The organism is Variovorax guangxiensis (assembly GCF_003952165.1).
Classification (GTDB): Bacteria; Pseudomonadota; Gammaproteobacteria; order Burkholderiales; family Burkholderiaceae_C; genus Variovorax; species Variovorax guangxiensis.
The window spans coordinates 262,749-283,660 of sequence record NZ_RXFT01000007.1; the positions used below are offsets into that span (position 1 = coordinate 262,749).

41 protein-coding genes are annotated in these 20,912 nt (G+C 62.9%); 28 read left to right on the top strand and 13 right to left on the bottom strand.

Going from position 1 to position 20,912, the window contains the following annotated elements; translation table 11 throughout:
* Positions 1–45: 45 nt before the first annotated feature.
* From EJP67_RS18415 to EJP67_RS18470, 13 genes are all read right to left on the bottom strand, one after another.
* On the bottom strand, positions 46–1,539 hold the full coding sequence (locus EJP67_RS18415) for a hypothetical protein (RefSeq protein ID WP_126023151.1): 1,494 nt from the start codon (positions 1,537–1,539) through the stop codon (positions 46–48).
* Positions 1,536–1,781: a hypothetical protein gene (locus EJP67_RS18420; RefSeq protein WP_126023152.1), complete on the bottom strand. Its 246-nt coding sequence runs from the start codon at positions 1,779–1,781 to the stop codon at positions 1,536–1,538. Before EJP67_RS18420 ends, EJP67_RS18415 begins: the two co-directional genes overlap by 4 nt.
* A 44-nt stretch (positions 1,782–1,825) precedes the next feature.
* Entirely contained in the window at positions 1,826–2,335 is a 510-nt protein-coding gene (locus EJP67_RS18425) for a siphovirus Gp157 family protein (RefSeq protein ID WP_126023153.1), read from the bottom strand.
* Positions 2,332–2,967, bottom strand: coding sequence for an ERF family protein (locus EJP67_RS18430; RefSeq protein ID WP_126023154.1), 636 nt, complete (start codon positions 2,965–2,967; stop codon positions 2,332–2,334). The genes EJP67_RS18425 and EJP67_RS18430 overlap by 4 nt, the downstream gene beginning before the upstream one ends.
* A gap of 121 nt (positions 2,968–3,088) precedes the next feature.
* Positions 3,089–3,307, bottom strand: a complete 219-nt coding sequence (locus EJP67_RS18435; RefSeq protein ID WP_126023155.1) for a hypothetical protein — start codon at positions 3,305–3,307, stop codon at positions 3,089–3,091.
* Between the two features lie 5 nt (positions 3,308–3,312).
* Positions 3,313–3,495, bottom strand: a complete 183-nt coding sequence (locus EJP67_RS18440; RefSeq protein ID WP_126023156.1) for a hypothetical protein — start codon at positions 3,493–3,495, stop codon at positions 3,313–3,315.
* Complete coding sequence (locus tag EJP67_RS18445; RefSeq protein ID WP_126023157.1) at positions 3,492–4,427, bottom strand: pentapeptide repeat-containing protein; 936 nt, start codon at positions 4,425–4,427, stop codon at positions 3,492–3,494. The genes EJP67_RS18440 and EJP67_RS18445 overlap by 4 nt, the downstream gene beginning before the upstream one ends.
* Before the next feature lie 2 nt (positions 4,428–4,429).
* Positions 4,430–4,576, bottom strand: a complete 147-nt coding sequence (locus EJP67_RS33640; RefSeq protein ID WP_165909645.1) for a hypothetical protein — start codon at positions 4,574–4,576, stop codon at positions 4,430–4,432.
* A gap of 89 nt (positions 4,577–4,665) precedes the next feature.
* The gene (locus tag EJP67_RS18450) at positions 4,666–5,331 is read right to left on the bottom strand and encodes a hypothetical protein (RefSeq protein ID WP_126023158.1); all 666 of its coding nucleotides are present in this window, start codon (positions 5,329–5,331) and stop codon (positions 4,666–4,668) included.
* Positions 5,328–5,648, bottom strand: coding sequence for a hypothetical protein (locus tag EJP67_RS18455; protein WP_126023159.1), 321 nt, complete (start codon positions 5,646–5,648; stop codon positions 5,328–5,330). Before EJP67_RS18455 ends, EJP67_RS18450 begins: the two co-directional genes overlap by 4 nt.
* Position 5,649: 1 nt before the next feature.
* A complete protein-coding gene (locus tag EJP67_RS18460; protein ID WP_126023160.1) occupies positions 5,650–5,832 on the bottom strand; it encodes a hypothetical protein in 183 nt (60 codons plus the stop codon).
* 155 nt (positions 5,833–5,987) lie between these two features.
* On the bottom strand, positions 5,988–6,200 hold the full coding sequence (locus EJP67_RS18465; protein WP_126023161.1) for a hypothetical protein: 213 nt from the start codon (positions 6,198–6,200) through the stop codon (positions 5,988–5,990).
* Positions 6,197–6,937: a LexA family protein gene (locus EJP67_RS18470; RefSeq protein WP_240650697.1), complete on the bottom strand. Its 741-nt coding sequence runs from the start codon at positions 6,935–6,937 to the stop codon at positions 6,197–6,199. The genes EJP67_RS18465 and EJP67_RS18470 overlap by 4 nt, the downstream gene beginning before the upstream one ends.
* Here EJP67_RS18470 and EJP67_RS34230 point away from each other — a divergent pair.
* From EJP67_RS34230 to EJP67_RS18605, 28 genes are all read left to right on the top strand, one after another.
* Positions 6,936–7,163, top strand: a complete 228-nt coding sequence (locus EJP67_RS34230) for a transcriptional regulator (RefSeq protein WP_165909646.1) — start codon at positions 6,936–6,938, stop codon at positions 7,161–7,163. The genes EJP67_RS18470 and EJP67_RS34230 overlap by 2 nt on opposite strands.
* A 3-nt stretch (positions 7,164–7,166) precedes the next feature.
* Entirely contained in the window at positions 7,167–7,325 is a 159-nt protein-coding gene (locus tag EJP67_RS33645; protein WP_165909647.1) for a hypothetical protein, read from the top strand.
* 108 nt (positions 7,326–7,433) lie between these two features.
* Positions 7,434–7,658, top strand: a complete 225-nt coding sequence (locus EJP67_RS18480; RefSeq protein ID WP_126023163.1) for a hypothetical protein — start codon at positions 7,434–7,436, stop codon at positions 7,656–7,658.
* Between the two features lie 46 nt (positions 7,659–7,704).
* On the top strand, positions 7,705–7,896 hold the full coding sequence (locus EJP67_RS18485) for a hypothetical protein (RefSeq protein WP_126023164.1): 192 nt from the start codon (positions 7,705–7,707) through the stop codon (positions 7,894–7,896).
* Between the two features lie 36 nt (positions 7,897–7,932).
* Positions 7,933–8,202 (top strand): hypothetical protein, encoded by a 270-nt coding sequence (locus EJP67_RS18490; protein WP_126023165.1) that lies wholly within the window; start codon positions 7,933–7,935, stop codon positions 8,200–8,202.
* Positions 8,199–8,546, top strand: a complete 348-nt coding sequence (locus tag EJP67_RS18495; RefSeq protein ID WP_126023166.1) for a hypothetical protein — start codon at positions 8,199–8,201, stop codon at positions 8,544–8,546. The genes EJP67_RS18490 and EJP67_RS18495 overlap by 4 nt, the downstream gene beginning before the upstream one ends.
* Positions 8,547–8,635: 89 nt before the next feature.
* A complete protein-coding gene (locus tag EJP67_RS18500; RefSeq protein ID WP_126023167.1) occupies positions 8,636–9,145 on the top strand; it encodes an HNH endonuclease in 510 nt (169 codons plus the stop codon).
* A gap of 2 nt (positions 9,146–9,147) precedes the next feature.
* The gene (locus EJP67_RS18505) at positions 9,148–9,972 is read left to right on the top strand and encodes a hypothetical protein (RefSeq protein ID WP_126023168.1); all 825 of its coding nucleotides are present in this window, start codon (positions 9,148–9,150) and stop codon (positions 9,970–9,972) included.
* Positions 9,969–10,148 carry a hypothetical protein gene (locus EJP67_RS18510; RefSeq protein ID WP_126023169.1) on the top strand — a complete coding sequence of 60 codons (180 nt, stop codon included), beginning with the start codon at positions 9,969–9,971 and terminating at the stop codon, positions 10,146–10,148. Before EJP67_RS18505 ends, EJP67_RS18510 begins: the two co-directional genes overlap by 4 nt.
* Complete coding sequence (locus tag EJP67_RS18515; protein ID WP_126023170.1) at positions 10,148–10,594, top strand: hypothetical protein; 447 nt, start codon at positions 10,148–10,150, stop codon at positions 10,592–10,594. The genes EJP67_RS18510 and EJP67_RS18515 overlap by 1 nt, the downstream gene beginning before the upstream one ends.
* Complete coding sequence (locus tag EJP67_RS18520) at positions 10,591–10,785, top strand: hypothetical protein (RefSeq protein WP_126023171.1); 195 nt, start codon at positions 10,591–10,593, stop codon at positions 10,783–10,785. The genes EJP67_RS18515 and EJP67_RS18520 overlap by 4 nt, the downstream gene beginning before the upstream one ends.
* A 136-nt stretch (positions 10,786–10,921) precedes the next feature.
* Positions 10,922–11,383, top strand: a complete 462-nt coding sequence (locus EJP67_RS18525) for a recombination protein NinB (protein ID WP_126023172.1) — start codon at positions 10,922–10,924, stop codon at positions 11,381–11,383.
* Complete coding sequence (locus EJP67_RS18530; protein WP_126023173.1) at positions 11,380–11,760, top strand: RusA family crossover junction endodeoxyribonuclease; 381 nt, start codon at positions 11,380–11,382, stop codon at positions 11,758–11,760. Before EJP67_RS18525 ends, EJP67_RS18530 begins: the two co-directional genes overlap by 4 nt.
* Positions 11,757–12,191, top strand: a complete 435-nt coding sequence (locus EJP67_RS18535; protein ID WP_126023253.1) for a Ref family recombination enhancement nuclease — start codon at positions 11,757–11,759, stop codon at positions 12,189–12,191. Before EJP67_RS18530 ends, EJP67_RS18535 begins: the two co-directional genes overlap by 4 nt.
* Positions 12,188–12,490, top strand: coding sequence for a hypothetical protein (locus tag EJP67_RS18540; protein ID WP_126023174.1), 303 nt, complete (start codon positions 12,188–12,190; stop codon positions 12,488–12,490). The genes EJP67_RS18535 and EJP67_RS18540 overlap by 4 nt, the downstream gene beginning before the upstream one ends.
* Positions 12,487–13,026 (top strand): terminase small subunit, encoded by a 540-nt coding sequence (locus tag EJP67_RS18545; RefSeq protein ID WP_126023175.1) that lies wholly within the window; start codon positions 12,487–12,489, stop codon positions 13,024–13,026. The genes EJP67_RS18540 and EJP67_RS18545 overlap by 4 nt, the downstream gene beginning before the upstream one ends.
* Positions 13,026–13,346, top strand: a complete 321-nt coding sequence (locus tag EJP67_RS18550) for a hypothetical protein (protein WP_126023176.1) — start codon at positions 13,026–13,028, stop codon at positions 13,344–13,346. Before EJP67_RS18545 ends, EJP67_RS18550 begins: the two co-directional genes overlap by 1 nt.
* Positions 13,346–13,525 (top strand): hypothetical protein, encoded by a 180-nt coding sequence (locus EJP67_RS18555; RefSeq protein WP_126023177.1) that lies wholly within the window; start codon positions 13,346–13,348, stop codon positions 13,523–13,525. The genes EJP67_RS18550 and EJP67_RS18555 overlap by 1 nt, the downstream gene beginning before the upstream one ends.
* A complete protein-coding gene (locus EJP67_RS18560; protein ID WP_126023178.1) occupies positions 13,522–14,964 on the top strand; it encodes a terminase in 1,443 nt (480 codons plus the stop codon). Before EJP67_RS18555 ends, EJP67_RS18560 begins: the two co-directional genes overlap by 4 nt.
* A 78-nt stretch (positions 14,965–15,042) precedes the next feature.
* On the top strand, positions 15,043–15,357 hold the full coding sequence (locus tag EJP67_RS18565) for a hypothetical protein (RefSeq protein WP_126023179.1): 315 nt from the start codon (positions 15,043–15,045) through the stop codon (positions 15,355–15,357).
* Positions 15,354–17,078 (top strand): portal protein, encoded by a 1,725-nt coding sequence (locus tag EJP67_RS18570; RefSeq protein ID WP_126023180.1) that lies wholly within the window; start codon positions 15,354–15,356, stop codon positions 17,076–17,078. Before EJP67_RS18565 ends, EJP67_RS18570 begins: the two co-directional genes overlap by 4 nt.
* 9 nt (positions 17,079–17,087) lie before the next feature.
* Positions 17,088–17,393: a capsid staple protein gene (gene gp10 / locus EJP67_RS18575; protein WP_126023181.1), complete on the top strand. Its 306-nt coding sequence runs from the start codon at positions 17,088–17,090 to the stop codon at positions 17,391–17,393.
* A gap of 192 nt (positions 17,394–17,585) precedes the next feature.
* Positions 17,586–17,918: a Bbp19 family protein gene (locus EJP67_RS33650; protein WP_165909648.1), complete on the top strand. Its 333-nt coding sequence runs from the start codon at positions 17,586–17,588 to the stop codon at positions 17,916–17,918.
* 7 nt (positions 17,919–17,925) lie between these two features.
* The gene (locus tag EJP67_RS18585) at positions 17,926–18,594 is read left to right on the top strand and encodes a peptidase (protein WP_126023183.1); all 669 of its coding nucleotides are present in this window, start codon (positions 17,926–17,928) and stop codon (positions 18,592–18,594) included.
* A gap of 12 nt (positions 18,595–18,606) precedes the next feature.
* A complete protein-coding gene (locus tag EJP67_RS18590) occupies positions 18,607–19,653 on the top strand; it encodes a major capsid protein (RefSeq protein WP_126023184.1) in 1,047 nt (348 codons plus the stop codon).
* Positions 19,654–19,675: 22 nt separating this feature from the next.
* The gene (locus tag EJP67_RS18595) at positions 19,676–20,107 is read left to right on the top strand and encodes a Bbp16 family capsid cement protein (protein WP_126023185.1); all 432 of its coding nucleotides are present in this window, start codon (positions 19,676–19,678) and stop codon (positions 20,105–20,107) included.
* Between the two features lie 12 nt (positions 20,108–20,119).
* Entirely contained in the window at positions 20,120–20,365 is a 246-nt protein-coding gene (locus EJP67_RS18600) for a hypothetical protein (protein ID WP_126023186.1), read from the top strand.
* Between the two features lie 65 nt (positions 20,366–20,430).
* Entirely contained in the window at positions 20,431–20,910 is a 480-nt protein-coding gene (locus tag EJP67_RS18605) for a hypothetical protein (RefSeq protein WP_126023187.1), read from the top strand.
* Positions 20,911–20,912 lie beyond the last annotated feature (2 nt).

Consider the following 20,912-nt stretch of genomic DNA (forward strand, 5'->3'; position numbering starts at 1 on the left):
CGCGCAACTGCCGCTCACGCTGCTGTTGCCTCCACCATTCGGCGCTCATGCTTCACCTGCTTTCGGCTGCGCTACCTCTGCGGCCTTGGCGCGCTCGTTCAAAGCGCTGCGCAGTTGATCGGCTTCCATCGGGGTCAGCACGTTCTCAGACACCGAGGTCGGGCCTTCGATGGTGATGCGAATGGCATTGCCGAGCTCGTTGGTGAAGGAACGGGAGACGATTTCCCCGTTGATGTCCACTCCGAAGATGCCCATCATCCGGTCGCGCTCCTCAGCGCTGCGAGCGATCAAGATCTCTCGGCCGTCCTGCAGAGAGACCCAGCCGGGCAAATGACCGTGCCCGCTGCATGAGGCGGCTGTGCGCAGGCTGGCGGCATTGAGTGCGCTGACAACATCGGCAATCTCTGGGTCACACCAGACTGTCGGCGTACCGGCGTCGTCTCGCTCCAGTACGACCATTTTGGCTTCGCGCTCCGGTTCTGCGGCTAGGGTGCTCGCTGTTGGTGCTTCGGGGCGGGATGCGAGTGGATAGTTGCCCGAAGTGCAGGCCATCAGGTCATCGAAGCTCGGGCCGGGCAAGCGTCCGCGCAGTTCGCGGTTCTCGTGCTCCAGTTGTTCGACCTTCTCCTGAGACCAGCGCAGCCGCGTGCGCAAACTGTCCTCCACAGAAATAACGGGCTCCTGCTCGCGCGCATCGATAGCGGCCCCAGGTGCGGCGAACCAGTCACGCAATTCTTCGCAGTGATCCGGGCCAAAGGCATTCATCGCTCGCGCAATGCATTTGGCCTCGAAGCGGCGGCCTCGCTCAAAGTCGCCAGCCTTGTCTGCTGTTTCGTCAGCCGTCTGATCGGTCAACGAGAAGACATTTCGGATGCACGCATTCCAGCCTGCCCGCACGGCCACCGCCCCGGCCGGCTCTTTGCTGGGGGTGGTGAGGGAGGCGCTGGGAACGGAGGGGGCGGGAGCAGTGAGATGCAAGCTCTGCAGACGGCGCAGCCTAAGATCTGCGTTCGCCATTGCCAAAGTGGCACTCGCATCTGTCAGTCCAAGGGTCTTGTTCAGATTGGCGAGCACAGCCTCGTCGAACTCGGACGCTGGCACCAGCGGAGAGGCGAGTGCTGCCTGAATGTTCTCCAAAGCTTTCAGAGCATCAGCACGAGCGAAAGACGCAGGGTAGCCTCGCAGTACCGAGCGGACGAGTTCCAGATCCTCCGCCACCGCTCCAGGATCTGCGGGGGGAAGATCCGCACGGATGTATTTGATCCCGCAACTCGTGGCGTTGTCCTCACTCCACGTCACCTCGGAGAGGTTGCGGAAGGTCGCGTCATCGGTCAGCGCTTCGAGGTTTTCGCCGAGGTCGAGCCAAATATTCTCGGGCGCACTCTCGATGAGCTTGCGGATGTCTGCCGCAGTATTGAGCATTTCTTCATCGGGCTCTGCTGCGCTCTTGTCGCTCATCCCATGCGTGAACCTTGCTGCGGTTTCGCTGGCAGACTTGTCATCTTGAGGCAGGGCTGCGCTCTTGTCGGTAGAGGTCATGCTTGGACTCCGGTGGTGCTGTCCTTGAAAGCGCGGACACGCTCAAGCGCCCGCGCCGCGATGCCGATGAATTCCCACGCACGTCGCGCATGCCAGTCACGCATGCCTTCTTCGCTCTCCTGGCCGCTGCCGGACATGCCGGCCAATGCGATGTGTTCCAAGGCGTCGATGGCGAGTTCCAGCGCCACGGTCTTCGCTTCCTGACTGCCAGACTTCGGCGCCTGGCTCGTATCAACCAGCATGCAACTTTCTCCTGCGGGGATTTGGGGAGTGGGGGTGGGGTGCATCACGACACCACCAGTCGTTGAGCAACGGTCAGACGCGCTCCAGGCACTTCAATGCCGGCCTTGATTGCGCCCTTGATAGCAGTCTTGTCCGGCTCAGGCGGTGGGGGCGCGGGCTGCGTCATGAACTCGGACGGCACCAGACTCGTATCGAAGATGTCCACTGCTGGCGGGTTGTCTTGCAGCTTGATCTTGAACAGCGGGCTCTCCAGCTTCGTGATGCCGGCCGCGATCATGTTGCGCTTCAGGTATTCGCGCAGTGCCGCAGCTGCGGTTTGGCGCTGCTTCTTGAGCTTCGTCAGTCGCTCGATCTCGGCGTCAATCGCAGGAACATGCATCTCCATAGTGCGGGCGACCATTTCCACGCCGCATGCCTTCTCGGCGATGGCCTCGGTGAGGCCCGATCCTTCGATGGTGTCGGCGATGGTCTGGGCGTCGAAATCGCCGTCAGCCAAGGTGTTCATGAGGGCGAGGTATTCGCCAGTCAAGGTATAGAGAGCGACGGAAGTCATGCGGGTTCTCCTTGAGGCCATACGGCGGTGAGTGCTTGTTGGGTCTTTGCGGGCAGAAGCGCCCAAACGGAATCCCTCAGGGGCTCATCCCATCCAGCCATCGCCGCCGCCGCTCCTGTGGCATCGCCAGCCGTCACGCCAGCCGTGATGCGTTGCGCACGAGCCTTGGGGCTGTCATCTTTGGCGTTAGGCGCCTTTCGGCCAGCAACTTCATGCGTCGTTGCGTCGGCGTCGTTATCGCCTTCGGTCGGGATGGCGAACGCCTGCATGGCGGCGTACTTGTAGGCAGCACTCATGGCCTTGTTGGTGGCTTTGTCGCCGCTGTCCATGGCCTCGCCAAAGGTCTTGACGGTGTGCTTGCTTCCATCTTCGGCACACACGAAGTCGAACTCAGCTTCGACGGTCACATAAAACAGCGTGCCGCCCTTGCTGGTCTGGTGTTGATCGACGGTACGCGCCAAGACACGCGGCAAAATGCAGAGGCCGTTCTCGGCAAGCAGCGGGCTCAGGGTGTTGTAGACATCATCGATCCCGCGGAAGTTGTAGCCCTGCTGCTGGTTGCGATTTGCCTTGCTGATGCCGACTTTTGCGAGCGCTGCTTGGACTGAGTTGATGGCTTTGTAGACTTGCATTGCTGACCTTCAAAGAAGTTGAGTGCTGCACGCTCTGCGGCGCGTGCCTGAATGGATTCGTGGCCGTACAGGTGGCAGGCCTCGTCGTATTCCTGCTGCAGGGCGGCAGCGGTGTCGTTGCTCATGCATGCATCCCGGTGAGTTCGTTCTCGGCCAGCTGCGCGAGACGCTGGGCGCGCTTCTCGGGGCCGCCGGCGTCGAGCAGGAGGTCGATGGCGATGAAGACTTGTTCGTCGCTCATTCGCACGTCGATGCCCAGCGAGCGAGTGCCGTAGTTCGCGGCGATTTCGGGGTCGATGCGGTTGATGCATTCGACGTTCAGGGAAACTGCGTTGCTCATGATGTTCAGCCTCGAAAGTGGAAGTGCACGCCCAGCGCGATGAGCAGGACGGCGATGAAGAGGAGCCCGAGGGTTCGGAAGCAGCCATTGGCGCGCTCGATGTCTTGGCGCTCGTCGGCCTCGGCGATCTCGTCGGACGTGGGCATGCGGAAATCCGCGTCGGTCGGGGTGAAGGGGTAGGGCTTCATGGCGCAGCCTTGGCGATGGTCAGCAGGCCCACCAGTTCATCCAGCCACTCGACGGCTAGCTTGCTTTGCTGATTCGTCTCGGGCGTATCGCCTTTGCGGATGCCCATGAACCAGACCTCGGCCGGACGGCCGCTGTCGGGGTTCAGGTTGTTACCCAGCGCGGCGTAGTTGGCATGGCGGACGTTCGCAATCGTGCCCACTAGGCAGGCGCATTCGCCGCTGTAGGTCGAGCCATCAACGCGACCTTCGACCAGTGCCGCGCGCACGCCCGCAATCTCCTGAGGTGCGCGAAGCAGCACGTCCCAGAAGTCCATGCGAATGCTGCCGAGGCGGGCGCCATCGAGGCGGGCGCCATCGAGGCTGGCGCCATCGAGGCGGGCGCCATCGAGGCTGGCGCGAACGAGGCTGGCGCGAACGAGGCGGGCGCCATCGAGGCTGGCGCGAACGAGGCTGGCGCCATCGAGGCTGGCGCCATCGAGGCGGGCGCCATCGAGGCTGGCGCGAACGAGGCTGGCGCCATCGAGGCGGGCGCCATCGAGGCTGGCGCGAACGAGGCTGGCGCCATCGAGGCGGGCGCCATCGAGGCGGGCGCCATCGAGGCTGGCGCCATCGAGGCTGGCGCGAACGAGGCTGGCGCCATCGAGGCTGGCGCCATCGAGGCGGGCGCCATCGAGGCTGGCGCGAACGAGGCTGGCGCGAACGAGGCGGGCGCCATCGAGGCGGGCGCCATCGAGGCTGGCGCCATCGAGGCGGGCGCCATCGAGGCTGGCGCGAACGAGGCTGGCGCCATCGAGGCGAACCCCTTCCTGCGTCGCCTTCTCCAGTGCATGGCGCATGTGGAGGCCGGATTCGAGGCCTTTAGGCGCATCGCACTCGAAGAGCACCTTATCGCTGTCGTAGCGCGAAACGATCTTGATCTTGGTTGCTTGCACAGTTACTCCTTCGATGCCACTTGGGCGCTGGGTTGGTTGTTGACGGGTTCAGGGGCATCGCCGAACTTCACGACCACAAAGATCGCGAGCGCGGCGACTATGTAGAGGGCGAAGTCAGCAGCGGTCGGGCCGTCGCGTTCGTCGGGCATGGGCTCAATGCGGCATTGAGAGGAGCGGATGTGCGGGCCAAAGGCTCCTTCGAGGTCACGTGCTGCGCGACCGGTCCAACTGCTATTTCTCACGACTTCCTCCTTGCACGAATCCGTTTGAATGGATCGCGGCCGGCGGCCACGCGCTTCTTGACAGTTCCCCAGGGTTCCCCGAGGACTTCGCACCATTCGGCAAGGCATCGGGTAACGCCGTTGATGGTGTGGAGGTGATTGCGGCGGGTGTTGCGCGCCTGTTCGGTGTAGGTGGCCCAGCGCACATTCCCTGGTTCGTAGTTGCCCAGGTTGTTCAGGCGCTCGATCGTCATTCCCATCGGACGCGGCCCCATGAAGGCAGCGAATGCTTCAAAGTCATCGAGCCATTCAGCGCACACCTTGATGCCTCGCGCGCCGTAGCGGTGGTAGTTCTTGTCCGCCGGATTGCCGCAGCGGCGCTTCATTCCCTGCCAGACGTGGTAGACCGCCGTCTTTGATTGGCCGTGCGTCTTGGCCATCTTGGAGATGGTGGCTTTCACCTGCTGACGATGAAAGCAACCGCAGCTCACTGTTGTTCCTTCGCGCAAACTAGCAAGGCGCACGACTTTCTGCGTACCGCATTCACAGCGGCACACCATGGCGCGCAGAGATGCGCCGTTTGCTTTCCGCTGGCGAGGCGCTTCTTCGATGACGGTGAGGCGCCCAAATCGATCACCGGCAGCAACGGGGACCATCGTGCGGGGGTAGCGGCGGGTGTTCATAGGACCCCCTTCGTTGCAAGGTTGATGACGATGCGCGGCTGAGGCACAGCAAACCCAGCCGGCGCCACCGAGTGCCAGATCTCGCCGTCAGGGTCGACCTCGGCCTGCAGCTCATACAGCTTCGTGAACTCGTCACGGCCCGCGCGCCACGCCTCGTGGTTGTCCGTGTGCTCGTAGTTCCAATCGGCAATGCCGAGCTTCCGGCGGTACTCCTTCACGCGCTCCTCGCGCTCGAAGTCGTTCAGCAGGTTCTGCTCCGCCGCCAGCACCAGCGTGCGGTTGAAATCGGGGCCGGTGGCCTTGAGGACGGCGGCCATCTCAGGCTCCCAGGCGCGCAGCAGCTTGCTTCTGCGTGATCCAGTTGCGCAGGCCCTTGCCGTAGCTGCCGGCGCGGCGCTGCTTGAGCGTCAGGTGCTGGTGGTCGCCGCGTCCTTGCTTGTGGAAGCGGCCGGGGCCCTTCTTGGTGAAGGAAGGGCTGCGGTGGTCCTGGGTTGCTTGCATGTCTATCTCCAAGGTGCTGCGGGATGCAGCGCTTGGGATGTATTGTCACGAACGTGATTTATTCTGTCAACACGTTTGTGATGCAAAATCACGAAAAGGAGAAGTTGAGGCGAAAAAAAGCCCGCGCACAGCGGGCATGACTAAGAAGTCGCCCTCTACTGGTTGCGAGCGAACCCCCGAACAATCCATTCAATCAGCTTGCATGCCACCAGGTAGAGAGCGGAAAGCCCTGCCATGCGCAGTAGAACCTCGAAAAGCGCGAAGCCCGGCAGATCGCCAGTCGCAAAGAGGGTGAGTACGACCAGCCAGAAGAGACCAAGCAGTCCCAGCGCAACTCTCCACAAGCCACGATGCCAGTTCATGTTCATCCATCTTCCCACTTGCCGATGATGGTGCCTAGCACTCGGAAGGGCTGCCGAATGGGCTCATGCGACGGATTCAGCGGCTGAAGCCACTGTCGACCATCTTCGTTCTTATAGACCTTGAACGTCACTTCATCTTCTCCCTCTAGTTTCGCAATGATTCGATCTCCATTGACAGGTGATCGCTTCTCAGGATCGACAAAGATTAAGCAGTGCTCAGGGTACGACTTCGTGTTTCCGTGGGGCGCAGTCATGCTGTCGCCCTTGACACGCAGGGCATAGGTGCTTGAGCTGTGCGGCCGCGGGCAGGCATACCAACTCTCGGCGTCCCCAGGTTGGAGCGGGTCATTGGCTTCATCCCAATTGCCTGCGCGCACCCATGAAATAAGGGGCACTTCGCCAAGCAACTTTGGGCCGGGGCCTACGTTGGATTCGCTCTCCCAAGCGCCTCTCCCAGCCTCAATCCATGCAACTGAGGCATGAAGGGCGCGTGCAATCGCGTTCAGTTCGCGAGGCTTCTCGCGCGCGCCCGACTCCAAATTCCCGATCGTGCTCGTAGACACCCCTGCAGCTTCTGCGAGGGTTTTTTGTGTAAGGCCGCGCTTGTTTCGCGCGAACTTGATTCGTTCGCCAATGGTATTCACGAGTGTGATTTGACAAGGGACTTGCGTCACGTTGGTGTTTCCAGCAAAATCACGAATGTGACAAACAAGGACCAGCATGAAACCAAGTGAAGACAGCATGGAGGCACTCGATGAGGCCATTGCTATTGCCGGTGGCGTTGGCGTTCTGGCGAGCCGGATTGGAGTGGCCGCCAGCGCGCCAAACATGTGGAAGAAGCGCCGAAGCGTTCCTGCCGAGCACTGCCCAGCGATAGAGCGCGAGACTGGCGTTCGGTGTGAGCGCCTTCGTGCTTGCGTTCCCTGGGATGTGCTCCGGATGCAGAGCCAGCCTGCAGTGGAGGCCTGACCCATGCGCCCCCTTCTCCTCCTCCTGATGCTGCTCGACCTCGGCCTGGTCGCCTACGGCGTCCACGAGCGCATCGCCTCCGCCGTCCTGGCCGGGTTCCTCTGGGCCGTCGCTGCTGGCTTCGGGTTGGGCTTGCTTCAGCAACCCCGCAAGACCTTGTAGGGCCGCCATATGCACATGCACCCACCCTCGACAGCCGATTACTGACCCATTTCCCTCACCGGGCGCGTGCCGCTCGGCAGACCCGCCAACCGAACCCTTATCAACACCATGTATTCCGATCCCGCCCTGATCCGCAAGCACTTCGTGAAGCTCAGTCTGAGCGACCGCGAGGCCGATCTGATCAATGCCTTCTGCACCTACTCGGGCGAGCAAAAGGCGACGTTCCTTCGGGACTTGATTCTGCGCAAGGCGGAAGAGGTGTTGCATGTAGGTGAGTCTGCGTCCGGCGCCTCCGCAATGCGAGGCGCTAACCAGTCTCTTTCGGCGGCCTGATTGGCTGCTTTTTGGGCCTGCCTCCTGAACTTTTGAGTAGCTCGAAATGGACTCGAAAGTTTCCGCCATCGCGTTGACCGACCGCGAGCTTGCCGTGGTTCAGGCCGTGGCCAACGAACGCGGTGTCACGGTCGAGGAGGCATTCGAGCAGCTTGCTCGCGAGGCCATCGAGGCGCGTTTCCGCCGGCACACGGGCCGCGCGCCAGCCCGCGTCTATCCCATTCGAGGAAAGCAATGATGAACGCAGAACAGCAGAACTTTTCAGTTACCGGGAATGGCGACCTGTTCGGGTACACCCCCCCCCCAACCCGCCTTCAAGGACATCCGCAACCAGCGGCCAAGCACCGCGGAGGAGAAGGCCGCGCTCTGCCTAACGCTGGGCGAGCTGTGCCGCAAGGTGCCGCACAGCATCTGCAACGGGGGTGTGAAGTCGGTGCGCGAGTGGCGCGCGCACCTGGAGCAGGCGAAGAAGGTGCTCGGAGCCAAGCGCTCGAGCATTGCGGAGCTAACGAACGCCATTGCGCAGATGCGGAGCTACGCATGACGCCGGCGCTCACACAAGCCATGGTCGACGGCATGGACGATACAGCCGGCCTGATGGCAAAGAGCGTCGGCCAGCAGCTCACCCTTGAGGCCAATGCCGCGTGGACGAAGCGCGCTGCGGTCGAACTGCGCTCCTGGCTGAACTCGCGCAAGGCTGCTGGCGCCACGCACATGACGATGGAGGAGTTCCGCCATGTCGCCCAGCAACAGCCCGAATCCCACAAGGCGTGGGGTGCGCTCACCACGGTGGCCAAGAACATGGGCCTGATCGCTCACGACGGCTACGTGCGTGCCCAGAGCGTCAAGACCCATGCTCACCCGATCGGGCTCTGGAGGATCGTGTGATTTCACACGCGGCTAGGGTAGCTCCCGAAAAGGTGGTCTTCCGGCCCTCCCTGCCGTTGTGCGTTTTGCCGGGCATGACGGAGATGCAAGTGACAAAGATGACTTTTGCCGAGCAAATCAAGCACCCCAACTGGCAACGAAAGCGCTTGTCGGTGTTGGAAGATGCAAACTGGGAGTGCGAGAACTGCGGCGCGACGGATGTGACTCTGAACGTGCACCACAAGCAGTATGTCAAAGGGCGCATGTATTGGGAGTACGAGCGACACGAGCTTGAGTGCTTGTGCGAAGACTGCCACAAGGCCCACCATGATGCGCAAGATGGTTTGAAGCAGCTTCTGGCGGAAGTGGATATCAATGCATCGTTCGCGTTGATCGCCGGGTTCCACCATCATTCTGACTGGGTCGACCGCAAGAACATCGAGCGCGGCCGCGATTGCGATGCCCTGGCCTACGCAGCGGGCTTTATCGCTTGGATGGCGCATGGTCTCGAGATCGACGAAATGCACAAGGTCGGCGAGTTCATCGCGTCCATGTGCCGCGAAACATCCGAAACAACGCTTGTGTTTCGGGGCGCTAGTCGCGTGTTTGGGAAGGCTTAGTTGTGGCCCGCATCCGCACGATCAAGCCGGAGTTCCCTCACAGCGAGAGCATGGGGCGGGTGAGCCGTGAATCTCGCCTGTGCTTCATTCTGCTTTGGACGATCGCGGACGATGCCGGACGGCTTCGCGGGAATTCGCGAATGCTCGCGAGCCTTCTCTACCCCTACGACGACGACGCCAAGAAGCACATTGATGGCTGGCTCGATCAACTTTCCAGCGAGGGCTGCGTCGCCCGCTACGAGGTTGATGGAACGGCCTATTTACAGATCCTGAACTGGGCGTCTCACCAGAAGATCGACAAGCCTTCTCCTTCGAAATTGCCAGCTTTCGTCGAGTCCTCGCGAAAGCTCGCGAATCCTCGCGAACCTTCGGCATTGGATCAGGAAGGGAATGGAGAGGAAGGGAGTGGAAGTGGAGATAGCGCCCCGCCGCAATGCGTCGAGCCGCCGACGCTCACGCTGACCCTGAACGACAAGTCCGAACACCCCGTTTACCCGGCTTCGATTGTCGAGTGGCAAGCGACATACCCAGGGGTCAACGTGCCACAGCAGCTTCGGGAGATGAAGGCTTGGTGCACCGCGAATCCGACTAACCGGAAAACCAAGCGTGGCATTGAAGCATTCATCGTCCGATGGCTCAGCAAAGAGCAGGACAAGAGCGGACAGCAGCCGCGCTTCTCTTCGCCTGTGGGCGTCACTGTGCCAGGGCGTGAAGGTCGAGATCCCGCCCTCCTGAAGATCGAAGAGGACAGTAAGAAGGCTGCGCCCGTCCCGGCAAACATTCTCGAGAAGTTGCATGTCCTCAAGGGCAATGGAGTGAGCGCATGACCCGTCGACACGCTGCGATCCAGCTCTTGCGCCTCGGCCCACTGCCACTTCGTGAATTCGTAGAGATCACTGGATGGCCCTACAAGACCGCCCGGCAAACCATTTCCCGCCTGCTCGAAACGGGCCACATCTACTACCTCGGCGAGCGCCCGCACGGGGTTTACGGAGCGTATTGATGAACTACGACATCTGGCCGGGCATCGGCCTTTCCGAAGAACCATTCGACTGGGTGAAGTTCACAGGCTCGGCAGCACTGAGCGCCAAGAGCACGGCCAACGTGGACCGGCGCCGGAAGGAGGGCAGCGATTTCAGCACCTTCCACGGCATCAGCAGGAAATCGGACGAGCTGAGCGCCCGCGGCGCACCGAAGACGCTGCGCGGCCGAGTGAACCCCGCTACGGGATACGGCAATGTTTGCCGTCCAGAGAGCCACAGCGGACGCATCCGTGCTGCGCTCGCCAATGGTCCGATGACTCGCGCGCAGATCTGTGCCGCCACCGGCGTCAAGCCATCGCACATCACCGCCTACATGAAGAACGACGTCGACAAAGGCCGCGTCATTCTGATCGCGGTGGAGGGCGAGTACCAGAAGTTTGCCCTGGCGGGAGGTGTGCATGCATGACGAACTTGGAACGCGAGCTGGATCACCTGGCGCGGAACTCGAGATGGCACCCGAACTGCGCGGAGTACTGCATGGCGAAGGCCAACTGGCTGGCGCAGAAGCGGCCGGAGGAGTTCGAGAAGCTGCCGGCGCTGCTGAGCCGCGCACTGCACGACAAGGCCACCTCTACGGGTGGCGGGGAAACGAAGTGATTGCCCTGAACTCCGGGAGTCTGGCGCGCGTGGTCTACATCGATCCGACGTGGGAGTGGTGCTCGCCGCCTTTCCATGTTGACGCCAGCGAACTGGTCCCGCTGCCAATGCGCTACTTTCACGGGGAGGTGCCGCGATGACCGCTTTCGCCCTCATCAATCCCGTCCAGGCCGTCCAAGTCTGGGAAGCCCAGTTCCGTGAGACCGTGAAGCCAGAGACGATGGCCGGCCACCGCTTGCTGATGTCGATCCGCCGGGAGACTCGTAAGGATTCGCAGAGCGCTGTGTTCCATGGGCTTATTGGCCAGATTGGCGCGCATCTTGGCGGTGAACTCTCGGACAAGGATGACGCCAAGCGCATCCTGCTCAGCGCCTTCCGTATCGACACGCTCAACACGCCAGACCTCAAGGACGAATGGGCGAAGCTGGGTGATCTCAGGATGGGCCGTGGCCTGCGTGGCGAAGTGGTGCTGCTCGGCAACCAGACGCGCGAGCTCTCGGTCAAGCTGGCATCTGCCTTCATCACATGGCTGGAAGCGTTCGGCGCGGAGCATGGTGTGCGATTCAAGACGCCGAAGTCGTGGGGTGACGCGCCTTGAAGATCACGCTGCCATGGCCGGATACTCGCCTGAACCCGAACAACTGGAAGGGCCAGCACTGGGGGGTGACGAGCAAACTGCGTTCACAGGAGAAAGAAGCCGCCTTCTGGCGATCCAGGGATGTTGTGGGGCGCACCGATTCACGGACGGTTGCCCTGCTGTGCAGTAATCCACTCCGCGTGGACATCACATTCAATGCGCCCAACAAGCGAAAGCGAGATCTCGACAATCTGCTTTCTGCTCTCAAGCCCAGCCTTGATGGCATTGCCTTGAGTCTGGGCATTGATGACGAGCGCTTCCAGTTGATCTCTCTTCGACGAGTGTTTGTGCATGGGCGCTCAGGGTCTGTCGATGTTGAGCTGGCGGTGATCGCATGACCTTCGCCCGCAAGCCCTACATCCGCAAGCCGCAGCCGCTTTACGCGCCGGTGGAGCGCCGCGGCACCTATGCCAACCAACCGTTTTCTGAAAAAGTAGTTGGAGTGCCGAAGACCAAGCGGGCGGCCGGCGGCGTACTTGAGCAGCTGCACAAGGCCCGGCTCGTCGAACTGGGCTGCATGTGCTGCCAGATGGCGCTGGGCGTCTGCACTCCGGGCGTGGAGTTGCATCACCGCCGCGCCGGCATGGGCTGGGGGAGGGGGGACTGGCTGACCCTGATCCCGCTCTGCCCGGAGCACCACCGCGGCGCCACTGGCGTGCATGGACTCGGCACGAAGGGCTTCCCGAAGCACTATGGCTTCACCGAGCAGGACATGCTCGACAAGGCGCTGCAGCTGCTAAACGCCACGACAAAAGGAGGAACCCCATGAACAGCGTAGTCCTATCCGGCAAGCTCCGGCAGCAGGCCCGGATCGGCCGCCGCCGGCTGCTGAAGTTCGATGAGAGCGGGAACCGGATCGGCGAGTCCAACCCGGCCGCGATCCTGTCCGACCACGAGGTGGAGCTGATGCTCGAGCTTCGCCGCGAGACCGGGCCGGACGGCCGCCCCGCGCACTCCTATCTCTGGCTGGCCGAGAAGTTCGAAGTGTCCCGCGAAACCGTGCGCTCGATCTGCACCGGCCGCCGCCGGGCTTGCTTCGTGGCACGGACTGCGATGGAGGCCGTATGACTGAGAAGAAACTGACACCCATGCAGGAGCGGTTCGTCGCCGAGTACCTGATCGACCTAAACGCGACCCAAGCGGCCATCCGTGCAGGGTACAGCGCCAAGACGGCAGAGCAGCAGGGGCCGCGACTGTTGGGGAATGTTGGAGTGGCTGCTGCTATTTCACATGCCAAAAAGGAGCGCATCGCCCGACTGGAGATTGATGCCGATTGGGTGCTGAAGCGACTGGCCCAGGATGCGACGGCTGACTTGGCCGAGCTCTACACCGAGGCGGGCACGCTGAAGCCCGTTCACGAGTGGCCGCTGCCGTGGCGCACGGGCCTCGTGGCCGGCATCGAGACGGTGCAGGAGCGAGACGGCGAGGATGCGGATGGGAATGCGGTCTACGCCACGGTGCGCAAGGTGAAGCTGCTCGACCGCACCAAGATGGTCGAGCTGATAGGGCGCCATGTGACCGTGGGCGCATTCAAGGACAAGTTGGAAGTCGAGGCCACCGTGATCGGCCTAGCTGAGCGCATGCGTGCGCAGAGGGGGAAGTGATGTCTGTGCCGAATTGGGAAGAGATTGATCTTCGAAAGCTGGTGATGGATTGCATTCAGCCGTCCCAAGAGGAGTTGAGGCGGCGTCATCGCGACTACCTGCGGGCCATCGAGCCGCTGACGGCGCACGTGGTGTATCTGTACTGCGTTTTCCCACCGCGCTATCTGCTGAACACAGAGACCAAGGAAATCACCACCATCCCTCCTGACTTCCCCCCGTGGGCGGAGGAGTCAATCACCATGACGAAAAAGATGATCCGCGAGATGGCCTCGTCTTTCGGCTTGGATGTGCGGAGCTGGGACCACAAAGAGGGGGAGTAATGAACCTCGATCCAAACAGAGTGGCGACGGCGCTCCAGGCTTGTGAAGAGATGGAGCGGCACACTCGTTCAATGCTTGCAGAGTTCCCAGACATGCCGTTGGCGGCGCGAGAAGAGATGCTGAGGCATTTAGAAAAGATCGAGCGCGACCGGGCCGCACTCAGAAATGGACTCCAGTGACCGACGCCGACATCGCCGAAGTCCTGAAGTACAAGCACGACCCCCTGGGGTACGTGCAGGCCATGTTTCCATGGGGCGTGAAGGGCGGCCCGCTGGAGAAGCACCCAGGGCCGCGTGACTGGCAGGCGCAAGATCTGCGCGACATCGGCGAGCACCTGAGCAACCCGGAGACGCGGTACAAGCCTCTATTGATGGCAACAGCATCCGGGCACGGCATCGGCAAATCTGCTGATGTGGGAATGATCTGCCAGTGGGGCATGTCTACCTGTGCGAACACCCGGATCGTGGTGACTGCGAACACCGAAAGCCAGCTGCGCACCAAGACCATGCCAGAGATCGGGAAATGGTTTCGCATGGCCTACAACGCACCGTGGTGGAAGCCTGCGGCGATGCATGTGGCGTCAGCCGATCCTCAGGCAGTCGGGTCCTGGCGGCTTGATGCGACGCCATGGAGCGAGAACAACACCGAGGCATTCGCCGGCCTGCACAACCAGGGCAGCCGCATCATCATGATCATGGACGAGGCCTCAGCCATCGCGAACAAGGTGTGGGAGGTGGCCGAAGGTGTGCTGACCGACAAGGACACGGAAATCCTTTGGCTCGTCTATGGGAATCCGACACGCAACACTGGCTACTTTCGAGAGTGCTTCCGCAAGTACCGCAACCGTTGGAAGACGAAGCAGATCGACAGCCGAACGGTGGAGGGCACAAACAAGGAGACGCTGCAGCAGATGGTCGACGCCTACGGCGAAGACAGCGATATCGTGAAGGTCCGCATCCGTGGCATGTTCCCCAGCATGTCCGCCAAGCAGTTCATCGGCACCGAGGACGTCGATGCGGCGCGCGGCCGGCATCTGCGGCCCGAGCAGTACGAGTTCGCGCCCAAGATCCTGACCTGCGATCCGGCATGGGAGGGCGACGACATGCTGGAGATCGGGCTGCGCCAGGGCCTGTACTTCCGCATCCTGGCCACCATTCCGAAGAACGACAACGACCTGCAGGTGGCCGCGATCCTCGCCAAGCACCAGGATGAGCAGGGTGCGCAGGCGGTGTTCATCGACGCAGGGTACGGCACTGGCATCTACAGCGCGGGCAAATCCTGGGGGCGCAACTGGCAGCTGGTCTGGTTCGGCGGCGAGTCGAGCAATCCGGCGTACCTGAACAAGCGCGCCGAGATCTGGGGCCTGATGAAGCAGTGGCTGAAGGATGGCGGCTCGATCGATGACAAGGACGATGCGCTCTACCAGGACCTGATCGGGCCTGAGACGGTGGGCCGATCGGACGGCAAGATCCAGCTCGAGTCGAAGAAGGACATGAAGGCGCGCGGCCTGCCATCGCCCGGCAAGGCGGATGCGCTGGCGTTGTCGTTCGCCTATCCGGTCAGCCCGGCCGGCATCCACAAGGCGCCGAAGCGAGAGTACGACCCGCTGCGCCGCTGAAAGGTACGCGGTAGCCCTTCCGATTCCCACAATGCGCTCACTTTGAGGCGCCCCATGGCGCTCATTGGGGGCTGAACTATGGGGATCGAAACTGGCATCGGAGCGCTTCTCTCGGCGGCTGGCACTGCTGCCGCTACTGCCGTTGTCGGTGCCGTCGTCTCCAAGGCCCTCGCGCCCAAGACGCCCGAGCAGAAGCCTCAAGCTGTCACACAGGCCGACGCGCCGCCGAAGCCGCAGGCGGTTCAAGACCCGATGGAGACGGCCAAGAAGAACGCGCTCGCCGCGTCCGCGAGCGGACAGCTCTCCGGCAACAACTCCACGTTGCTCACCGGCTCCAACGGTATCAACCCGGCGAACCTGAGCCTCGGCACTTCCAGCCTGCTGGGGCAATGAGCGAGCAAATCACGCTCTCGACCCGCGACCGGGTGCTTCGCCGCATCAAGGCGCTGGAGCTTGAGCGGTCGTCATGGTGGGGGCATTGGAAGCAGATCAACGACGTGCTCATCCCGCGTTCGGGCCGCTTCTTCGTGACGGACGTGAACCGCGGCGAGCGCAAGAACGACATCCTCGACGACACCGGGACGGCCGCGCTCACCACGCTGGGCGCCGGCATGCAGTCGGGCATGACCAGCCCCGCGCGCCCGTGGGTCCGGCTGGAAACTGATGACCCAGAGCTGATGGAGAACGCCAACGTCTCCAAGTGGCTCGACGACGTGACGCGCACCATCCTGAACGTCTTCGCGCGGTCGAACACCTACAACTCCCTGCACTCGATGTACGAGGAGCTTGGCGCGTTCGGCACGGCCTGCGCGGTGGTGCTGCCCGACTACAAGAACGTCATCCACTTCTACCCGCTGACCATCGGCGAATACTCGCTGGCAGCAAGCGACCGCAACGAGATCGACACACTGGGCCGGCATTTCCAGATGACGGTCATGCAGATCGTGCAGCGCTTCGTGGCGCAAGGATCGGCAGAGCGCAAGTCGGGCTCCTGGGACTGGTCGAACGTCTCCACGCAGGTGAAGAACGCCTGGGATTCGCACAATCTCGACATCTGGATTCCGCTGTACCAGCTGATCGACCCGCGCCTGGAGCGTGACCCATTGAAGCTCGACAGCAAGAACATGCCGTGGCGATCGATCATCATCGAGAGCTCGGGCAGCGATGACAAGGTTCTCCGCGAGTCGGGCTACAAGCGCTTCCCCGTGCTGGCGCCGCGCTGGCAGGTGACGGGCAACGACACCTACGGCTCGAACTGCCCTGGCATGCGCGCCTTGGGCGGCATCCTCCAGCTCCAGCACGAGCACAAGCGCAAGCTGCAGGGCATCGACTTCCAGGTGCAGCCGCCGATCATGGTGCCGACCTCGCTCAAGGGCCAGGACTCGGACTTTCTGCCCGGCGGCGTGACCTACTACGACGCCATGAGCGGCCAAGCCCAGCCGGCGCGCTCGGCGTGGGATGTGCAGCTCGACCTGCAGCACCTGCTGCTCGACATCCAGGACGTGCGCCAACTCATCCGCTCGGCCTTCTTCACCGACGTGTTCCTGAGCATGGACAATATGCCAGGCATTCAGCCTCGCAACGAGCGCGAGGTGCAGGAGCGCCACGAAGAGAAGCTGATGATGCTCGGCCCCGTGACCGAGCGGCAGCAGGGCGAACTGCTCACCCCGCTGGTGAACATCGCTTTCGACGCCTGCATGGAGGCCGGCATCCTGCCCGAGCCGCCCGAGGAACTGCAGGGCGTCGAGCTCAAGATGGAGTTCGTCAGCGTGCTGGCGCAGGCCCAGCGCTCTACGGCGATGGCTGGCGTGGACCGCTGGATCGGTGCCATCGGCGCCATCGCTGCGGCGAAGCAAGACCCGAGCGTATGGGACAACGCCGACACCGACCAGGTGGTGCAGGACGCGGCCGGCTACCTCGGTGTCTCACCCGAGATGGCGCGCGGCAAGGAAGACGTGCAGGCCATCCGCGAGTCGCGCGCGAAGGCGCAGCAGGCCATGGCGCAGCAGCAACAGGCCGCGCAGGCGGCCGAGACGGCGAAGACGCTGGCGCAGGCGCCAGTGACGCCTGACAACGCCCTGGGCCAAGTGGTCCGAGGGTTTTCGAATCAGTAGGAGCCCACCATGATTTCCACCAAGATGTCGAAGGAGGAGGCGAAGGAATACGCCTCCGGCCCCAGCGCCGAGAACGCGCCCGCCTACAGCTGGGGCACGAGCCTGTGCCTCGACGACGAACTGCTTACGCGCCTGGGCTTCACCGAGCCGCCACCGGTGGGCACGGTGCTCACGCTCAACGCCAAGGTGACGGTCACATCCACTGGCGTGAATCAGCAGCAGGATGGCGACAAGGAGTCTCGCTGCGAGCTGCAGATCACGGACATGGAACTGAAGGGCGAAGGGCCTGACGCGGCCAACGTCCTGTACGGATAGCTCGGGGACGCCCACTCCTTTCACTCGGGACTTGCCACCTGAGAACAGCTCGATCTCGCTAACCAGCTGTGGCCCGGACTCATTCCGCGGCTGGCATGCGCAAACCCCTGGGCGTCGGAAAGAACGGAAGGGGCAAGACGGGAACGGCTCAAGGGGTACGCGGTAAGCATCCCCACTTCTACATTCGCCGCCATGTCAGCAGTGGGACAAGACCTATCGGCGGAGCGAGAGGCAAAGGCGAAGGCCCAAGCGCTCGACGAACGCAACGAAGTCGACGAACTGCTCTGGCTGATGAGCGATCCGCGCGGACGCCGCTTCATGTGGCGTCGCCTGAGTGAGAACGGCGTCTACCAGCAGACCTATGTGCCGGGGTCCTTCGACCAGTCGGCATTCAACGAGGGTCGCAGGGCCATGGCCCTGAAGCTGATGAGCCAGATCATGCAGCACTGCCCGGCCCGCTTCACCGAAATGCAGAAGGAAGCGAGCAAACATGAGCGACGCAGCAGCAGCACCGGCAGCAAGTGAGACGGTCTTGACCGCAGAGGCATCGGCGCCCGCCGCCGCCCCCGCGCCGGCCGAAGCGCCTGCGCCCGCGCCTGCACCGGCGGCCAGCACGGTTCTCACCACGGAAGAGCCCAAGCCCGACGACGCCCACAAGCCAGAACTCACCGATGCCGAGAAGGCCGCGGCCGAGGAAAGGGCGAAGAAGGACGGCGAGGCCAAGGGCGCGCCCGAGGAGTACGCCGAGTTCAAGCTGCCCGAAACGTTCAAGGTGGACGAGCCTGTCATGGGCGAGTTCAAGACCCTGGCCAAGGAACTCGGGCTGTCGCAGGAAGCTGCGCAGAAGCTCGTGGACATGCAGGCCAAGCTGCAGGCCGGAAACGCTTCGGCGTTCACCGAAACCCTGCAGGCACACGTCGACAAGACGGCCGGCGAGTGGCGAGCAGCCGCGAAGGCCGACCCCGAGTACGGCGGCGTGAAGTTCGACGAGAACGTGGCGATCGCCAAGCAAGCGCTCGATGCCTTCGGCACCCCCGAATTGAAGGCACTCCTGAACGAATCGCGTCTGGGCTCGCATCCCGAGGTGATCCGCTTCATGTTCAAGGCGGGGAAAGCAATCAGCCAGGACAGCTTCGTCAGTGGGCGCGCATCCAGCGCGGCCAAGGACACGGCCAGCGTTCTCTACGGAACTCAAAACTAAGGACCACACATCATGGCAACTCTTCCTTCGCGCGCAGGCGCCGTCACGCTGACGGACTGGGCCAAATCCATCGATCCGGACGGCAAAACCGCCAAGGTCGCCGAACTTCTGACGCAGACCAACGAGGTTCTGCTCGACATGCCCTTCATCGAGGGCAACCTGCCAACCGGTCATCGAGCAAGCATCCGCACCGGCCTGCCGACCGCGACGTGGCGCAAGCTCTATGGCGGCGTGCCAGCAACCAAGTCCACCCGCGCACAGGTCGACGACACCTGCGGGATGCTGGAAGACCGCTCGGAGGTCGACAAGGATCTGGCCGACCTCAATGGCAACACCAACGACTTCCGTCTCTCCGAAGCGCAGGCCCACATCGAGGGCATCAACCAGGGTTTCTGCGACACGCTGATCTACGGCGACCAGACGATCAATGAAGAGCGCTTCACCGGCCTGGCCCCGCGCTACTCGCTTCTGTCGGCTGGCAACGGCAAGAACATCGTCGACGCCGGCGGCTCCAGCACGGACAACACCTCGGTGTGGCTCGTGGTGTGGGGGCCGCAGACGATCACGGGCATCTTTCCGAAGGGCTCGAAGGCCGGCCTGATCCATCAGGATCTCGGCGAGATCGACGCCTTCGAGGCAGGCACGCAGAACCGCTATCGCGCGTATGCCGACCGCTGGCAGTGGAAGGGCGGCCTGCACGTCAAGGACTGGCGCTATGCGGTGCGCATCGCAAACATCGACGTGTCCGACCTCGTGGGCCAGACTGGCACGCAGGCTCCGACCGCCGCGACGGCGCTGGTGAAAGTCATGGTCCGCGCCATGAGCCGCATCCCGATGATGGGAATGGGCCGGCCCGTGTTCTACGCGAACCGCACGGTCAAGGAGTTCCTCTCCATCGCCGCGCTGGACAAGTCGCAGAACGCGCTGGCGATCCAGCCCGCACTGCAGCAGTACGGAACGATCGCCCCCGGCTCGCTCGGCAACGGAACGCTCACGTTCCTGGGCGTCCCAGTTCGCACCGTGGACCGCCTGCTCGAAACCGAGGCCCGTGTGGTCTGACCCCGAACTCCAGGAGAACACCATGATCCTCGATACCCAAGAGCAATTCTCGGCGGCCCAGACGGTTGCCGCTGCTGTCGGCGACATCGTCTCGACGAACGTCTACGACACCGGCGCCGCGGCTGATTCGGGCGCAGGCGAGCCCGTGTGGCTTTTCGCGAAGCTGGTGGCTGCGCTGACTTCCGGCGGTGCTGGCACTGTGCAGGTCGTGCTGCAAGACTCGGCGGACAACTCGTCCTTCGCCGATGTTCTGGCCGGCAAGGCCTTCACCACCACGACCGGCGTCGCCAATGCGGAACTCATCAAGGTCCGCCTCCCGGTCGGCCTGCGCCGCTATCTGCGCGTCGTCTACCGCATCGCCGGCGCAACCACCACTGGTGGCACCGCCAGCGCCTACCTCACCAAGGATGTCCAGGCCCAGCAGTACGGTGCCTCGGGCTTCACCGTTCAGTAAGGAGAAGCAGCCATGGCAAAGCAGCCTCAAGCGCCCGTTCCCGGCAACGCAGTGCCGAAGCAGCCCAAGGTCATAGGCGAACGCAAGTACGCGCGCATGGTGCGCGCCCGTGCTCGCGGCTACTACGGCCAGATGCGCGAGGAGGGCGAAGTGTTCGAGAACACGCTCGACCTCAGCACCTATCCCGAGAAGGCTACGTCGTGGATTGAGGCCGTCGAAGGTGCGCCCGCTCCCGAAGAAGAGTCGAGCGAAGCCTGAGCCGGCCGCGCTCGTAGATAAAGAGATGGGCGCTACGGCGCCCATTTTTCCAACTGGAGATAGACATGGCCGACAAACTCGTTCCCTCGCAAGACGACACCGGTGCGATCCGCCGCTTCCGCGACATGGGCGACGGCACGTGGGCTGAGGTGACGTCGCCCGCTGCGGGCGCTGCTGGCGCTGCCGGATACCCCGCTGGCGCCGTGCCGGTTGCGGCAAGCACGCAGACATCGAATGCAACCTCGACGGCGACGTTGCCCGCGGCTGTAGGAAAAACAACCTACGTGACCTCGTTCCAGATCAGCGGGACCGGGGCAACGGCCGGCAATTTCGGCGGCGGCACGCTGTCTGGCGTGTTGGGCGGATCGCAATCGATCTTCATCAACATCCCCGCTGGCGCCTCGACCGCCGCGATTCCTGTGGTCGTCAACTTCAATCCCCCTCTGCCGGCGAGTGCTGTGAATACCGCCATCCAGATCAGCGCTGGGGCGTTTGGTGCCGGCAGCTCGTTCCAGTCTGTGTCGATCCAAGGCTTTCAGCTCTAAGC

What these genes read in the sequence shown, in the direction of transcription:
- EJP67_RS18415 (WP_126023151.1), bottom strand. Translation starts at nt 1,539, where the DNA reads ATGACCTCTACCGACAAGAGCGCAGCCCTGCCTCAAGATGACAAGTCT.
- EJP67_RS18420 (WP_126023152.1), bottom strand. Translation starts at nt 1,781, where the DNA reads ATGCTGGTTGATACGAGCCAGGCGCCGAAGTCTGGCAGTCAGGAAGCG.
- EJP67_RS18425 (WP_126023153.1), bottom strand. Translation starts at nt 2,335, where the DNA reads ATGACTTCCGTCGCTCTCTATACCTTGACTGGCGAATACCTCGCCCTC.
- EJP67_RS18430 (WP_126023154.1), bottom strand. Translation starts at nt 2,967, where the DNA reads ATGCAAGTCTACAAAGCCATCAACTCAGTCCAAGCAGCGCTCGCAAAA.
- EJP67_RS18435 (WP_126023155.1), bottom strand. Translation starts at nt 3,307, where the DNA reads ATGAGCAACGCAGTTTCCCTGAACGTCGAATGCATCAACCGCATCGAC.
- EJP67_RS18440 (WP_126023156.1), bottom strand. Translation starts at nt 3,495, where the DNA reads ATGAAGCCCTACCCCTTCACCCCGACCGACGCGGATTTCCGCATGCCC.
- EJP67_RS33640 (WP_165909645.1), bottom strand. Translation starts at nt 4,576, where the DNA reads ATGCCCGACGAACGCGACGGCCCGACCGCTGCTGACTTCGCCCTCTAC.
- EJP67_RS18450 (WP_126023158.1), bottom strand. Translation starts at nt 5,331, where the DNA reads ATGAACACCCGCCGCTACCCCCGCACGATGGTCCCCGTTGCTGCCGGT.
- EJP67_RS18455 (WP_126023159.1), bottom strand. Translation starts at nt 5,648, where the DNA reads ATGGCCGCCGTCCTCAAGGCCACCGGCCCCGATTTCAACCGCACGCTG.
- EJP67_RS18460 (WP_126023160.1), bottom strand. Translation starts at nt 5,832, where the DNA reads ATGCAAGCAACCCAGGACCACCGCAGCCCTTCCTTCACCAAGAAGGGC.
- EJP67_RS18465 (WP_126023161.1), bottom strand. Translation starts at nt 6,200, where the DNA reads ATGAACATGAACTGGCATCGTGGCTTGTGGAGAGTTGCGCTGGGACTG.
- EJP67_RS34230 (WP_165909646.1), top strand. Translation starts at nt 6,936, where the DNA reads ATGGAGGCACTCGATGAGGCCATTGCTATTGCCGGTGGCGTTGGCGTT.
- EJP67_RS18470 (WP_240650697.1), bottom strand. Translation starts at nt 6,937, where the DNA reads ATGCTGTCTTCACTTGGTTTCATGCTGGTCCTTGTTTGTCACATTCGT.
- EJP67_RS33645 (WP_165909647.1), top strand. Translation starts at nt 7,167, where the DNA reads ATGCGCCCCCTTCTCCTCCTCCTGATGCTGCTCGACCTCGGCCTGGTC.
- EJP67_RS18480 (WP_126023163.1), top strand. Translation starts at nt 7,434, where the DNA reads ATGTATTCCGATCCCGCCCTGATCCGCAAGCACTTCGTGAAGCTCAGT.
- EJP67_RS18485 (WP_126023164.1), top strand. Translation starts at nt 7,705, where the DNA reads ATGGACTCGAAAGTTTCCGCCATCGCGTTGACCGACCGCGAGCTTGCC.
- EJP67_RS18490 (WP_126023165.1), top strand. Translation starts at nt 7,933, where the DNA reads ATGGCGACCTGTTCGGGTACACCCCCCCCCCAACCCGCCTTCAAGGAC.
- EJP67_RS18495 (WP_126023166.1), top strand. Translation starts at nt 8,199, where the DNA reads ATGACGCCGGCGCTCACACAAGCCATGGTCGACGGCATGGACGATACA.
- EJP67_RS18510 (WP_126023169.1), top strand. Translation starts at nt 9,969, where the DNA reads ATGACCCGTCGACACGCTGCGATCCAGCTCTTGCGCCTCGGCCCACTG.
- EJP67_RS18515 (WP_126023170.1), top strand. Translation starts at nt 10,148, where the DNA reads ATGAACTACGACATCTGGCCGGGCATCGGCCTTTCCGAAGAACCATTC.
- EJP67_RS18520 (WP_126023171.1), top strand. Translation starts at nt 10,591, where the DNA reads ATGACGAACTTGGAACGCGAGCTGGATCACCTGGCGCGGAACTCGAGA.
- EJP67_RS18525 (WP_126023172.1), top strand. Translation starts at nt 10,922, where the DNA reads ATGACCGCTTTCGCCCTCATCAATCCCGTCCAGGCCGTCCAAGTCTGG.
- EJP67_RS18535 (WP_126023253.1), top strand. Translation starts at nt 11,757, where the DNA reads ATGACCTTCGCCCGCAAGCCCTACATCCGCAAGCCGCAGCCGCTTTAC.
- EJP67_RS18540 (WP_126023174.1), top strand. Translation starts at nt 12,188, where the DNA reads ATGAACAGCGTAGTCCTATCCGGCAAGCTCCGGCAGCAGGCCCGGATC.
- EJP67_RS18545 (WP_126023175.1), top strand. Translation starts at nt 12,487, where the DNA reads ATGACTGAGAAGAAACTGACACCCATGCAGGAGCGGTTCGTCGCCGAG.
- EJP67_RS18550 (WP_126023176.1), top strand. Translation starts at nt 13,026, where the DNA reads ATGTCTGTGCCGAATTGGGAAGAGATTGATCTTCGAAAGCTGGTGATG.
- EJP67_RS18555 (WP_126023177.1), top strand. Translation starts at nt 13,346, where the DNA reads ATGAACCTCGATCCAAACAGAGTGGCGACGGCGCTCCAGGCTTGTGAA.
- EJP67_RS18565 (WP_126023179.1), top strand. Translation starts at nt 15,043, where the DNA reads ATGGGGATCGAAACTGGCATCGGAGCGCTTCTCTCGGCGGCTGGCACT.
- EJP67_RS18570 (WP_126023180.1), top strand. Translation starts at nt 15,354, where the DNA reads ATGAGCGAGCAAATCACGCTCTCGACCCGCGACCGGGTGCTTCGCCGC.
- gp10 (WP_126023181.1), top strand. Translation starts at nt 17,088, where the DNA reads ATGATTTCCACCAAGATGTCGAAGGAGGAGGCGAAGGAATACGCCTCC.
- EJP67_RS33650 (WP_165909648.1), top strand. Translation starts at nt 17,586, where the DNA reads ATGTCAGCAGTGGGACAAGACCTATCGGCGGAGCGAGAGGCAAAGGCG.
- EJP67_RS18590 (WP_126023184.1), top strand. Translation starts at nt 18,607, where the DNA reads ATGGCAACTCTTCCTTCGCGCGCAGGCGCCGTCACGCTGACGGACTGG.
- EJP67_RS18595 (WP_126023185.1), top strand. Translation starts at nt 19,676, where the DNA reads ATGATCCTCGATACCCAAGAGCAATTCTCGGCGGCCCAGACGGTTGCC.
- EJP67_RS18600 (WP_126023186.1), top strand. Translation starts at nt 20,120, where the DNA reads ATGGCAAAGCAGCCTCAAGCGCCCGTTCCCGGCAACGCAGTGCCGAAG.
- EJP67_RS18605 (WP_126023187.1), top strand. Translation starts at nt 20,431, where the DNA reads ATGGCCGACAAACTCGTTCCCTCGCAAGACGACACCGGTGCGATCCGC.